This window comes from Pseudomaricurvus sp. (genome assembly GCF_965662505.1).
In the GTDB taxonomy this organism is placed as follows: domain Bacteria; phylum Pseudomonadota; class Gammaproteobacteria; order Pseudomonadales; family Cellvibrionaceae; genus Pseudomaricurvus.
Map to the genome: position 1 here is coordinate 23,570 of NZ_CBFIHX010000025.1, position 13,671 is coordinate 37,240.

Annotated in this window: 10 protein-coding genes; 8 read left to right on the forward strand and 2 right to left on the reverse strand. The window is 50.3% G+C overall.

From position 1 onward, the window contains the following. Positions 1 to 2: 2 nt before the first annotated feature. From ACTG33_RS05400 to ACTG33_RS05410, 3 genes are all read left to right on the forward strand, one after another. A complete protein-coding gene (locus ACTG33_RS05400; RefSeq protein ID WP_439134172.1) occupies positions 3 to 1,172 on the forward strand; it encodes a mechanosensitive ion channel family protein in 1,170 nt (389 codons plus the stop codon). Positions 1,173 to 1,178: 6 nt separating this feature from the next. Continuing rightward, positions 1,179 to 1,991, forward strand: a complete 813-nt coding sequence (locus ACTG33_RS05405; RefSeq protein WP_439134173.1) for an S-methyl-5'-thioinosine phosphorylase — start codon at positions 1,179 to 1,181, stop codon at positions 1,989 to 1,991. 386 nt (positions 1,992 to 2,377) lie between these two features. Further along, positions 2,378 to 2,593, forward strand: coding sequence for a cold-shock protein (locus tag ACTG33_RS05410; RefSeq protein WP_439134174.1), 216 nt, complete (start codon positions 2,378 to 2,380; stop codon positions 2,591 to 2,593). Positions 2,594 to 2,655: 62 nt separating this feature from the next. Here ACTG33_RS05410 and ACTG33_RS05415 read toward each other — a convergent pair whose 3' ends face one another. Next, on the reverse strand, positions 2,656 to 3,747 hold the full coding sequence (locus tag ACTG33_RS05415) for a CsiV family protein (RefSeq protein WP_439134175.1): 1,092 nt from the start codon (positions 3,745 to 3,747) through the stop codon (positions 2,656 to 2,658). 26 nt (positions 3,748 to 3,773) lie between these two features. Next, positions 3,774 to 7,232, reverse strand: a complete 3,459-nt coding sequence (gene mfd / locus ACTG33_RS05420) for a transcription-repair coupling factor (RefSeq protein ID WP_439134176.1) — start codon at positions 7,230 to 7,232, stop codon at positions 3,774 to 3,776. A 343-nt stretch (positions 7,233 to 7,575) separates the two neighbouring features. Between mfd and ACTG33_RS05425 the strand changes: the two genes are divergently transcribed. From ACTG33_RS05425 to ACTG33_RS05445, 5 genes are all read left to right on the forward strand, one after another. Beyond that, positions 7,576 to 8,253, forward strand: a complete 678-nt coding sequence (locus ACTG33_RS05425) for a hypothetical protein (RefSeq protein WP_439134177.1) — start codon at positions 7,576 to 7,578, stop codon at positions 8,251 to 8,253. Between the two features lie 227 nt (positions 8,254 to 8,480). Then, a complete protein-coding gene (locus ACTG33_RS05430) occupies positions 8,481 to 9,932 on the forward strand; it encodes a glyceraldehyde-3-phosphate dehydrogenase (RefSeq protein ID WP_439134178.1) in 1,452 nt (483 codons plus the stop codon). Between the two features lie 574 nt (positions 9,933 to 10,506). Next, complete coding sequence (locus tag ACTG33_RS05435) at positions 10,507 to 11,850, forward strand: Na(+)-translocating NADH-quinone reductase subunit A (protein ID WP_439134179.1); 1,344 nt, start codon at positions 10,507 to 10,509, stop codon at positions 11,848 to 11,850. A 3-nt stretch (positions 11,851 to 11,853) separates the two neighbouring features. Beyond that, the gene (locus tag ACTG33_RS05440; RefSeq protein ID WP_439134180.1) at positions 11,854 to 13,047 is read left to right on the forward strand and encodes an NADH:ubiquinone reductase (Na(+)-transporting) subunit B; all 1,194 of its coding nucleotides are present in this window, start codon (positions 11,854 to 11,856) and stop codon (positions 13,045 to 13,047) included. Beyond that, a partial coding sequence (locus ACTG33_RS05445) for a Na(+)-translocating NADH-quinone reductase subunit C (RefSeq protein ID WP_439134181.1) occupies positions 13,040 to 13,671 on the forward strand: 632 nt, incomplete at its 3' end. The genes ACTG33_RS05440 and ACTG33_RS05445, both read left to right, overlap by 8 nt.

Sequence of the window (13,671 nt, forward strand, 5' to 3'; positions counted from 1 at the left end):
GAATGTCTGATACCACTGCTCAGTTTGCTGGCTGGACTGCCCAGTTTATGGATTGGGTTGGCCGGGGGAACTACTGGATTGTGCAGGTTTTTGCCATTGTCCTGGCAACCCTGGTTGCAGCGCTGGTTGTTAAAATTGTGCTTGATCGACTGGTGCTCAAAGCGGAGCAGACCCACAATCTGTGGGACGATGCCTTGCTTGGGGCTGCTCGAAGACCTTTTCATTGGGTGGTTTGGCTGGTGGGGTTGTCCATGGCGGCTCAAGTGGCCGCGAAAGCGTCTGACAATGAGCTGATACAAATCATTGAGCCTGTGCGCAGGATCGGTGTCGTAGTTCTGCTGACCTGGTTTTTGGTGTTGCTGATTCGGCGCGCCGAAGAAAACTTCATGGATCCCCAGTATTCAGAAAAACCCATGGACGAGACGACGGTACGTGCGATAGGCAAGTTGTTGCGTATGTCCGTTATCATCACCGCGGTTTTAGTGTTGATGCAGTCCTTGGGGTATAGCATTTCGGGGGTTCTCGCGTTTGGTGGTATTGGCGGTGTGGCTGTCGGTTTTGCCGCTAAAGATCTGTTGGCCAACTTTTTTGGTGGATTAATGGTCTACCTGGATCGACCTTTCAGTGTGGGTGACTGGATCCGATCGCCAGATCAAGAAATTGAAGGCACAGTTGAGGATATCGGTTGGCGGGTGACGCGTATCCGTACTTTTGATAAGCGCCCCCTGTATGTGCCCAACTCAACCTTTACCCATATCGCCATCGAAAACCCCTCGAGGATGAGCAACCGCCGTATCAATGAGACCATTGGTATACGTTATTCTGACGCTCACTTGATGCCGGAAATTATCGAAAAAGTAACAGACTTTTTGAAAAACCACTCTGAGATCGATACCAATCAAACACTGATTGTGAATTTCAACCGATTTGCTTCCTCTTCTCTGGACTTCTTCATCTACACCTTTACCAAGACGACCAACTGGGTCCATTTCCATGAAATCAAGCAAGATGTCTTGCTGGGAGTCCTGGATATCATCGAGTCCTGTGGTGCCGAATGTGCTTTCCCAACGTCAACGTTGCATCTTCCTGACGGTGTTACTGTGAAAAACCCTATGGATCAAAACGTTTCTGGTGAGCGCGTGGATTCCGCCAGCTCACCGGTAGTCGAGTAGTTCATCATGGGTGTTGAAGTTGCGGAAGAATTAGGTGGTATCAGGCCAGATCGACGTGAATCCGGAGAGATTTGCGTCGCCATGATTGGGGGTACCGGGCTGAGCGAATTTGCCGATGTGCAGTGGTCTGCGGTGCATCACCCCGAAACACCCTACGGTGAAGTATCCGGGCCCATAAAAGAGGGGGTCTATGATGGTAACCGTTTCTTCTTTCTGGCTCGTCACGGATCGGATCACTCGCTAGCACCACACAAAATCAATTATCGAGCAAATATTGCGGCTCTAGCTTCTTTGGGAGTCACCCATATCATCGCTGTGAATGCTGTTGGCGGTTTGGCGCCGTCTATGGGGCCGCATACCCTGGTTGTTCCGGATCAGGTGATTGATTATACCGTGGCCCGCGAATCGTCTTTCTATGATGGTGTTGTTGGTCCGTTGGATCACATCGATTTTACTGATCCCTACGATCCTATCGTTCGTGACGTTATATTGCAGGCGGCCGACTCTTGCAGTCTGGCCTGTGAAGATGGTGGTGTCTATGGCTGTACACAGGGGCCAAGATTGGAAACAGCCGCCGAGGTACGCCGCCTAATCAAGGACGGTTGTGACCTGGTGGGAATGACGGGTATGCCGGAAGCCTGCTTGGCCAGAGAAGCTCAAATACAGTACGCCAGCATTTGTGCCGTGGTGAATTGGGGAGCTGGTCTCTCTGACAGCCCGATATCGATGGAGGAAATCGGTGAGGTGGTGGCGCTGGGTATGAATAATGTCCGAGCTATATTGGTGGCGGCCTTGCAACGATTAATGGCTTCAGGATGATTATTCACTCGATCTAACCAGACTCTTCTGGGCTCATTATTGCCCCTAATCGGGACATTTGTACGTTGTCGGTGGTTACTGGGGGATGAAAATACATTTTTTGGGCGTTTTACTGGACACTTGTGGAAAATTAACTTAAAAATAGGGCAGCTTGATGGTCATAAACAGCGGTATGGGGTACTGCTGTTGCCTGAACCCTTCATGGTCTGAGGGGAGAGGGAACCCTTTAGAGAGGTTGTGATTTATCGGCTGTTGTCGTTATTCAGTAGCTAAAGTGCTAGAAGGATGACGATGATAGGGTGTAGAGCTCCCAAACTGGCAATTATAGCCGGGGTTTAGTGGGCTTAGATTTAGAATATCTTATAAAAATAATGAGGTGGAAAAGTATGGCAACTCGTGAAGTTGGCACAGTGAAGTGGTTTAACAATGCTCGTGGTTACGGTTTTATTACTCGTGGTGAAAGCAGCGATGACGTTTTCGTTCATTACCGTAACATCGAGGGTGAAGGTTACCGTTCCCTGGCTGAAGGCCAATCTGTGGAATTCGACATACTGGAAGGCGATAAAGGCTTGCAGGCAGAAAATGTCAGTTGTGTGAGCTAAGGCCGCAACGAATCTAAAAAAACGCCGGCATGCCGGCGTTTTTCAGTTTTATCAGGGTGTTATCAATTTAATGTTTGATCGGAGCTCGGCTCAGCTTCGGCTGAAGATCCTTGTGTTTCGACGCTGGGTTCTGAATTACTGGCTTCAGCGGTGCTTGATTCAGTGTTACCAGGAACGGGCACGTCATAAGGCGTTACGAGGATAACCATACCCAGTTTGGGGTGATCGATATAATGGACCTCTCCACTTCGCATCCGGCGATTCTGTCTGAACACACTGATATTTGTTGGCCGAAAAGCTTTGCTGGCGCTGAAGTTGTATTCATTGCTGGTCTGTTGATTTCTGTCCCATGCTGTTCCTCCGGTACCGGAGTTCCATGCTGTGCTTCCGGAATCCCAAGCTGAGCCGCCGGAGCTTAAATCATAATCTTCGGTCAAATTAGTCGAGCTGCTCTGGGCGGATTCGTAAGACGTGCTGGTTTGACTGGGGCGATTGCGCCTCTGTGAGGGGCGTGTGGGGAGTTCTGGCCAATAACCATTTTGGTGCTCGTCTTTGCCGGATGCCTGATCAGTGTTGCGGGTGAAATCCGTTAGCCACAAATTGGTATTGACGTGGAGATACCGGGAAACGCTGAGGCTAAAGCTGCCTTCCAGTTCACGGTGATCGCCATAGCTTTCGCCCGCAGCAATTATAATGGCTGGGGCAATATTTGGAGACTTAACCGGCTGTCTCCAGGCTTCGTGAAACAGCAGTCTCTGTGATTTTGAGTATTTCAGCGCATCCGCCTGGCGATTAAGCTCCCGTAAATTATCTGGAAGTATGTAAAACGGATCGCGATTGATGTCTGGCCGTTTGGGGGCTTCAACAGGCTCGCCGTATTCATCCGTAGCAACTTCAGATGCTGCCTCCGGGTTTTTAAGCTCCATCCAGCGGGAGGGGTAGGTGAGGGCTACATCGTTGCGCCAAGTCTCGTCATCCAGTGTCTCGTCTTGGGTGAACAGGATGACCTCTACCTGATACCAGCGTTGAGTGGTTGCTTGGCTGTCTTGAGCCATCGCGGTTTGTCCCGCCAGACTCAAGAGACCTGTTCCACCCAGTAAACTGAGACCGATAACGCGAGTGAGCTTGTTACGTGTACGTCGGATGTTCAGCATGCAGTTTTAATCTCGATAGTGTGTGATCAAGCGGCGCTTAGTTGTTGTAATAATTCAGTGACTCGCTGGATTCGGCTGTCGTTATTATCCATATCAAGGCTGAACTTTAAATGATTGGCACCTTCCAGACGATATTTCTGTGGTTGGGTTTGCACCATTTTGACAATAGTTAAAGGATCAACTTGTGTCACGGGAGCAAATTCAATGCGCCCGCCTTGGGCTCCGGCTTCCAGTTTCTTAATCCCCAGTTGTTGGGCTTTGAGTTTTAGGCTGCTGATGCGGAACAGATTTTTACTCTGCTCCGGCAGAAGACCAAAACGATCAATCATTTCGACCTGAAGCTCCCGCAAAGCGTCATCGTTTTCAGCATTGGCTATGCGTTTATACATCATGAGTCGTGTGTGTACATCAGGCAAGTAATCGTCAGGGATAAGTGCCGGAATCCGCAGATTGATATCGATGCCAGTATCCAGAGCTTCATCTATGTTAGGCGTTTTACCTTCTTTGATAGCTTTGACGGCACGATCGAGCATTTCCATGTAGAGGGTAAAGCCGACTGCCTGCATCTGGCCACTCTGTTCGTCTCCCAATAATTCACCGGCGCCACGGATTTCCAGATCGTGAGTCGCAAGAGTGAAACCCGCGCCCAGATCGGTGGTTTGAGCGATGGCTTCCAGCCGCTTCTGGGCATCTGTGGTCATGCTCTTGGGGTGCGGTGTCAGCAAGTAGGCATAGGCCTGGTGGTGAGACCGACCAACCCGGCCGCGCAGTTGATGCAGCTGGGCGAGGCCGAACTTGTCAGACCGGTCAATGATGATGGTGTTGGCGTTAGGGACATCGATACCGGTTTCAATGATGGTGGTGCATACGAGCACATTAAAACGCTTGTGATAAAAGTCGGACATGACCTGTTCGAGCTGACGCTCGCGCATTTGACCGTGGCCAATGGCTACGCGAGCTTCAGGGATCAACTCTTCCAGTTCGCGAGCGGTTTTCTCGATGTCTTTGACTTCGTTATGCAGGTAATACACCTGGCCGCCGCGCAGTATTTCCCGCAATACGGCTTCTTTCACCAGATTGGAGTCACTCTGACGAACAAAGGTTTTGACCGACAGTCGTTTAGCTGGCGGAGTGGCGATAATAGAAAGATCCCGAATGCCCGACATGGCCATATTCAGGGTTCTGGGTATAGGGGTGGCAGTCAACGTCAGGATGTCGACTTCAGAGCGCAGGGATTTCAGTTTTTCTTTTTGCCGTACCCCGAAGCGGTGTTCCTCGTCGATAATCAACAGCCCCAGATTTTTGTAATTGAGGTCTGATTGCAACAGCTTGTGGGTGCCGATGATGATATCAATTTTGCCGTCGGCTAAACGCTGCTGAACACCGTCGATTTCTTTTCCTGAGCGGAAACGGGAAATCAAGTCGATTTGCATAGGCCAGTCGGCAAAGCGATCGCGGAAGTTTTCAAAATGCTGTTGTGCCAACAGCGTGGTGGGCACCAGAATGGCGACTTGCTTGCCGCTGTGGGCTGCAATGAAGGCCGCCCGCATAGCCACTTCGGTTTTGCCGAAGCCGACATCCCCGCATACCAACCGATCCATAGGTTGCTTGGAAATCATGTCCCGGTGAACCGATTCAATGGCCGTCTGCTGGTCGAGGGTTTCTTCAAAGGGGAAACCACTGGCAAAGCGTTCGTAGGCGTCTTTCGGATCCTCAAAAGCAAAACCCTTGCGAGCAGCCCGGCGGGCGTAGATGTCCAACAGTTCAGCGGCGGCGTCACGAACCTGCTCAGCGGCTTTCTTCTTGGCCTTTTGCCATTGCTCGCTCCCCAGTCTGTGCAGGGGCGCCAGTTCATCGTCTGCACCGGAATAGCGACTGATCAGATTGAGGCTGGCCACGGGAACATAGAGTTTGGCGTCGTTCGCGTATTTAAGGGTGAGAAATTCGTTCGTTTGGCCGTCGGTTTCGATGGTTTCCATACCGAGGTAGCGGCCCACACCGTGATCGATATGCACAACGGGAGCTCCCACGCGCAACTCAGTGAGGTTGCGGATCGCCATTTCCCCCTGATCCTGCTGCTGTTTGCGGCGCCGGCGTTGCTGCACACGCTCTCCGAGCAGTTCGGACTCAGTGATCAGGATGACGTTAGGGTCGGGCAGGCTCAGCCCCAGATCTAGAGGTGCTGTGGTGATGGCAATTGTTTCATCGCTATCGATAAATTCGGCCCAGCTGGCAGTGTTGGCTGGAGCCACATCAATCCGTTTCAGCAGGTCGATCAGGCTTTCTTTGCGTCCAGCGGACTCTGCGGAAAAAAGGACCCGTTTGGCGGTATCAGAAAGAAAGTGCTCGATACGATCAAGCGGGTGATCTGAGCGCGAATTGACGGTGACCTCGGGTGATGGCTCACAGGAAAAGTTGTGCTTTCCTGCACCGGGTTCCAGCATCTGAGTGGTTAGGGTCGTGCGGGGATAAGTGTTTAGATAACCAAAAATTTCCCCTGCGGAGAGAAACATTTCGTTGGGCTTGAGTATAGGGCGCTCAATGTCGCCGCTGCGGCTTTCGTAGCGACTGCTAAGCTCACGCCAGAACTGTTCGGTAGCTTGATCAATTTCTTCGTACAGAAATACCTGACTGTTTTGAGGCAAATAGTCAAAAAGAGTGCTGCACACATCAAAAAAGAGGGGCAGATAGTACTCAATGCCCGCTGGACTGATGCCTGCGCTGATGTCTTGATAAATCGGGCAGGCTTTGTGGTCAACGTCAAAGCGTTGGTGCCAGCTGTCACGGAAATGGGAAATGCCCGCTTTGTCGAGGGGGTACTCTTTAGCGGGCAGCAGCTCGATGGCATCAACCTGATCGATCGAACGCTGGGTTTCCGGATCGAAGGTGCGTAGTGTTTCGACTTCATCGTCAAACAGATCGATTCGGAATGGCGTCTTGCAGCCCATCGGGAAGATGTCCACGAGCGCTCCGCGTACCGCAAATTCACCGTGTTCATAGACAGTGTCGACGCAGTGGTAGCCTGCGTTTTCCAGCTGCCGCCGCATGGGATCAATGGCAAATCGCTGGCCGGGCTTCACCATCAGGCTGTTGGCATGCAAGAACGACGACGGAGGAAGACGGTGCATCAAGGTGCTGACGGGTACCACCAGAATACCTTTATCCGTCTGCGGCAGTTGGTAAAGGGTCTGTAACCGTTCGGAAATAATATCCTGATGCGGGGAGAAGTTGTCGTAGGGCAGTGTTTCCCAGTCGGGTAGATGAAGAACCGGTAGATTGTTGTCTGGCCCGCGAAAGAACTTTAGCTCGCTTTCAATGCGTCTGGCGGTTTCGGTATCACGTGTGACAACCAATGTCAGGCTTTGGTGTTGTTGGGCTGCCTGACACAGCGCTAATGATCGGCTACTGCCACGCAGATTCCCCCAAAACTGTTTGTTACCGGGTTTTGTGTTTAGTTGTGGCGTTAGGGGGGATTGTAGGGTCATAGGTGCTATAGGTTCTAGGATGAGTAGGCTCTAAGATTAAGTAGGCTCTGAGATAAAACTGCGGCGCTATTGTAGCGAGGTTTGAAGGGCTTTTGTAACGCTGTTTGATGGCACGCAATATCAAAGATAGCCTATCCTTAGTGAAAGTTGTCGTTGTGGTTTCTTGATTACTGGGGATGTTAGTCTCAGAGGCTGGTGGTTAGCCTTAATAAAAGTTGATAAGAAAGCGGATGGATGCGCAGAGTTTTAAGTGACCGCCTGCGCACTTCAAGGCACAGTATAAGAACAGGAAGTTAATGGCTGGAGGGATAGAATGCCGCGGTTTATGAGGTCAGGGTGTGTGGTGTGCTTACTGCTCATGTTTCTGTCGCCTTTCATGGCGGGGTGCTCGACCAGCTCATCCGGATTGAATGTGAAAAGCCTGGCGAAATCGGATGTGGATCTGGTGGCCGATATTCATCGACGTCAGACCAAGCAGTTGTTGCAGCAGCTCAACACCAAGCTTTACCTGCGTAATCCGAATCAGTTGAGACGTAAGCCGGGCGAAACCATTGAGAGCCGCTGGAATTCAGTGCTGGCGTACTCTGTGGGTACCCGAAAGTCACCGGAGCTGAGGGGATTGTCTGGTATCAACGCAATGCGCCTGGCTTTTGAAAACGACTTTGCCGGAGACCGCGTGTTTGCTCTTATGGTGGGGCTCACCAGTATGCTCAGTGAGGCTTATGGTCATAAGCAAGAGTTTTACTGGCTTGACAGTCTGGATCAGCAGAGTCTGTACAACAGCGCCAGAAATATTGAAGTGATGGTCTGGTTGCTAAGAACTCGAGAAGATTCGATGGGTCGTCCTTTAATCTTGACTGACAGTTTCTCCAGTGAGTCTTTCAATCTCAGTTTTGAGCGCTTGTTTGGTAAGCTGATTGCGCATCAGGACGCGCTATCGATGGTGATTGCCGGCAAAACCCAGCGTGCCGTCAATACTGTTGCTCACAGTCTGGTAAGCATGACTTTCATTCCCCTTTGAAAACAGTCGAACACAGGCGAATTGACCTGCTTTTGCTGCGAAAATGTTAACTCAATTAACTTTTGCTGTAAGCGGGTAGGGCATAACCTGTAACTTACTTAGATTTCCCCCAGAAGCTTGCGCCGCCTGTATCTAATCACGATAATAGCGCTCCCTTTATAGGTTGGATGTGGCAGAAATGACGCCGTGTCCGAATACTCCCAATATGACTTTTAAGGTGACAACTCGTGAACCGACCTAAGCCAGATGACTATTTCAAGGATTGGAAAGAGCGTGAAGCACTCGCCGAGGCGATGATTCCTGTAATCGGTAAGCTTAATCGTGAGCGCAATGTCGGCATCTATATGTATGGCCGTACATTGGTAAATCGCTCAGTGATTGATCTGATGAAGGCGCACCGTCGTGTCCGTCAGATTGAAGCCAACGAGTTGTCCGAATTTGAAACCTACCCAATTCTTCAAGAGCTGGCCAAGCTGAATCTGGGGCCTGCTCATATCGATCTGGGTAAAATTGCCGTTAAGTACATGAAAGAAGGTGGCGACGCGAATGTTGCTGACTTTGTTGCCGCTGAAGTGGCTGGTGCTGTAGACAGCGACAACAAACCTTTGCCTGAGCCTCAGGATGTTGTTCTGTACGGGTTTGGTCGTATTGGCCGTCTTGTTGCCCGTTTGTTGGTTGAAAAAGCTGGCAGTGGTGATGTTCTGCGTCTGAAGGCCATTGTGGTGCGTAAGGGCAAGGCAGAAGATGACTTGGTGAAGCGTGCCAGCCTGCTGCGTCGCGACTCTGTCCACGGTTCATTTAAAGGCACCATTCGTGTTGATGAAGAAAACAGCACTCTGGTCCTGAACGGTAACGAAGTTAAGGTGATCTACGCCAATTCACCGTCCGAGATCGACTACAACGACTACGGCATCAATAACGCTATTATCGTGGATAACACCGGTGTGTGGCGTGATGAAGCGGGCCTCGGGCAGCATCTGGAGTGTAATGGGGCTTCCAAGGTGATTTTGACAGCGCCTGGTAAAGGTGACATCAAGAACATCGTTTACGGTATTAACAACAGCGATATCACCCCGGAAGACAGCATTTTGTCGGCTGCATCCTGTACCACTAACGCCATTACGCCGGTATTGAAGGCGATGATGGACGAATACGGAGTGAATCACGGTCACGTAGAGACTGTTCACGCGTACACCAATGACCAGAACCTGATCGATAATTACCACAAAGGCGAGCGTCGTGGCCGTTCTGCACCTTTGAACATGGTTATCACTGAAACCGGTGCTGCAAAAGCGGTATCCAAGGCGTTGCCAGAATTGAAAGGCAAGCTGACGGGTAATGCGATCCGTGTTCCTACTCCGAATGTCTCCATGGCGATTCTGAACTTGCAGCTGGGCAAAGAAACCACTGCAGAAGAGTTGAATAACTACATGCGTGAGACAGCACTGCATTCAAGCCTGCAGCAGCAAATCGATTTCACCAACTCTCCGGAAGTTGTATCCAGTGACTTTGTGGGCTCCCGACACGCTTGTGTTTTTGATGCTCGCGCCACTATTGTTGATGGCACCAGTGCTGTGCTGTACTGCTGGTATGACAACGAGTTTGGTTACAGCTGTCAGGTTCTCCGTTGTCTCGAAGATATGTGTGGCGTGAACTACGCTCGCTATCCTCAGGAGTAAGTTTGTGCGAAGTTAGGCTCTCTGAGCTCTAATACGCTTTGACAAAAAAGCCGCTGTTGATCACAGCGGCTTTTTTGTGTTGGTTGTTTTTTGTTCGGGGTCGTGAGTGTTTCCTTGTGAAATGGCTAAGATCTTGAGAATGCAGTGGTTTTTCTGCAGAAAATGGCCATATCTTTGAGTTCACTCTGGTCACAAGGGGCTGTCGTCTTTATAATTGCGGCGGTTTAATTGGGGCATCTCCATTGAGCAGTACTTTTAAATGGTTAGTGGTTGATTAGCGACTAACTTATAGAGTTGCTCATGGCACAGGCGGATCTGGAGGGGTAAGTCTGTGCTTAGACAGCAGTCAGCCTTTGTTACTGGCGTTTATTGCTGAGTCCTCAGTCAGTTGGGTGCATTTTAATCGACTTCGTCTACACTAGAAGTGGCTATTTTGGCGATTTTTTATCCGGAATGGATGCTAAAAGTGCGGTTTCTTTGATCTTTTCGTGATTGATGTACCATCTGAAGAAAAATATTAGGTCGCGCATCCGCGCAGCCCACACTTATTCAACAAGTGATTAGGCAGAGACGTATGATTAATATCCGTCGGGGATTGGATTTACCCATATCCGGAGCTCCCGAGCAGGCCATCGTGGATGGTCCGCAGATCCGCTCTGTCGCCGTTATTGGTGCTGATTACCATGGTATGAAGCCCACTATGGCCGTTCAGGTCGGCGACAAGGTGAAGCTTGGGCAGTTATTGTTTACTGATAAAAAGACTGAAGGTGTGCGCTATACAGCGCCAGCCGCCGGTACGGTTGCCGCCATTAATCGTGGTGCGCAACGTGTATTGCAGTCTGTCGTGATTGACGTGGAAGGTGATGAGGCTGAGAGTTTCAATCAGTACTCTGCTGATCAGTTGGCGTCGTTAACTGAAGAGCAGGTTCAAGAGAATCTGATAACTTCCGGTTTGTGGACTGCCTTGCGCACTCGTCCATACAGCAAAGTACCTGCACCGGGCAGCACACCTAATTCAATCTTTGTTACTGCTATTGACACTAATCCTCTGGCTGCCAAGCCTGAGTTGATTATTCGTGAGAAGCGTGACGATTTTGTTCAAGGTTTGGCGTTGCTGTCAAAATTGACGGCTGGCAAGGTCTACGTGTGCAAAGAGAAGGGTTCTGATGTTCTGACTGGCAATAATAGCCGTGTGGAATCTCAGGAGTTTGCTGGAGTTCACCCTGCGGGTAATGTGGGTACTCATATCCACCACCTGGACCCAGTAAGTGCAACCAAAACGGTTTGGACTATTGGTTATCAGGATGTGATTGCCATCGGTCAACTGTTCACCACGGGTAAATTGCCGACTGAGCGTGTCATTTCTCTGGCAGGTCCTCAGGTTGAGCAGCCACGTCTGGTGCGCACTCGTGTAGGTGCAAGCCTGGATGAGCTGACAGCAGGTCAGCTTAAAGGCGGTGACAACCGTGTGATTACAGGTTCTGTGTTTGGCGGTCGTACAGCGGCTGGTCCATTCGCTTTCCTGGGTCGTTATCACCAACAGATTACTGTTCTGGAAGAGGGGCGTGATCGTCCATTCCTGCATTACTTGCGAGCTGGTTTTAACAACTTCTCCAGTTTGAGCATCTACATTTCCAGCTTGTTTGCTGGCAAAAAATACGATTTCAACACCACCACGAATGGTAGTGAACGTGCCATGGTGCCTGTTGGTGCCTATGAGCGCATCATGCCGTTGGACATTTTGCCAACTCAGTTGCTGCGTTCCCTGATCGTAGGGGATACCGATATGGCTCAGAAACTGGGCTGCCTGGAGTTGGATGAAGAGGATTTGGCTTTGTGTACTTTCGTTTGCCCAGGCAAATATGAGTATGGTCCCATCCTGCGTAACAACCTCACTCGCATTGAGAAGGAGGGTTAAGCTATGGGTTTACGTACTTTTCTCGACAATATTGAGCCGCACTTTCACAAGGGTGGTAAATACGAAAACTTCTACGCATTGTATGAGGCCATTGATACCGGTCTGTATCGTCCGAATGAAGTGACCAAGTCCACCGCTCACGTTCGTGACGGTATCGACCTGAAACGCATCATGATCACCGTGTGGGTTTGTACTTTCCCTGCGATGTTTTATGGCATGTACAACGTTGGCTGGCAAGCCAACACCATTATGGCTGATATGGGTCTGACTCAAATTGGCAACTGGCGTGACATGTTTGTGCTTGGGTTCGATCCTAATAGCTGGCTGCAGAATATCTGGCACGGTGCTTTATATTTCCTTCCTATTTATGCAACCACGTTTATCGTAGGTGGTTTTTGGGAAGTTCTGTTTGCCATGAAGCGTGGCCATGAAGTTAACGAAGGTTTCTTTGTGACTTCAGTGCTGTTTGCGCTGATTTGCCCGCCAGATGTGCCTTTATGGCAGGTGGCGCTGGGTATCAGCTTCGGTGTTGTTATCGCTAAAGAAGTGTTTGGTGGTACGGGTAAAAACTTCCTCAACCCGGCTCTTGCTGGTCGTGCTTTCCTGTTCTTTGCTTATCCGGCGGAGATGTCTGGCGATGCGGTGTGGACAGCGGTTGATGGTTATACCGGTGCAACGGCGCTTTCTGTTGCAGCGTCTCAAGGTATGGACGCTTTGCAAGGGCAGTTGACCTGGATAGACGCTTTCTTCGGTCACATGCAAGGTTCTATTGGTGAAGTCTCCACTCTGGCTATCCTGATTGGTGGTGTGGTACTGGTCGCTATGAAGATTGCATCCTTGCGCATCATCCTGGGTGTTATGGCCGGTATGATCCTGACTTCGATGCTGTTTAACTTCATCGGTGACCCGACCAGCAACCCAATGATGGCAATGCCCTGGCACTGGCATCTGGTGATTGGTGGTTTCGCCTTCGGCATGATCTTCATGGCGACAGACCCCGTATCGGCTTCCATGACCAACATGGGCAAGTGGTGGTTTGGTGGTCTTATAGGATTTATGGTGGTAATTATTCGTGTGGTAAACCCTGCTTTCCCGGAAGGCATGATGCTGGCAATTCTGTTTGCTAACCTGTTTGCTCCTTTGATTGACCATTTCGTCGTTCAGTCGAACATTAAGCGGAGGTTGTCACGTGGCTAATAAAGACTCTACGGGAAGAACAATTGGCGTTGCATTGGCGCTTTGTATTGTATGTTCAATTGTGGTTTCGACCGCAGCGGTCATGCTTAAGCCCGCTCAGCAGGCGAATAAAAAGCTCGACTTCAACCGCAACATTCTGGCTGCTGCCGGTTTGTTGGAGGCTGGGAAGAGTGTTCCTGAGCAGTTTGAGCAGATCACCGTTAAGTTGGTCGATATGGATACCGGGACTTTTACCGAAGTTACCGAAGGTGCCGATAAATACGATCAGCGTAAAGCTTCCAAAAATCCGGATCGCTCTACCTCGCTGTCTGGCGAAGAAGATGTTGCCAAGATCAAGCGTCGTGTGGATGTAACCAAGGTCTATCTGGTTGAAAACGACGAAGGCGTCCAAACCGTTATTCTGCCTGTTAAAGGTTACGGTCTATGGTCCACTTTGTACGGTTTCCTGGCTTTGGGAGGTTCTGACCTGAATACTGTTGTGGGTCTGGGCTTTTACGAGCACGGTGAAACTCCAGGGCTGGGTGGTGAAGTCGACAATCCAAAATGGAAGGCTCAGTTTGAAGGCAAGAAAGCTTATGAATCAGACGGTTCTGTTGGCTTAACTGTCTCCAAGGGTGCTGCTCC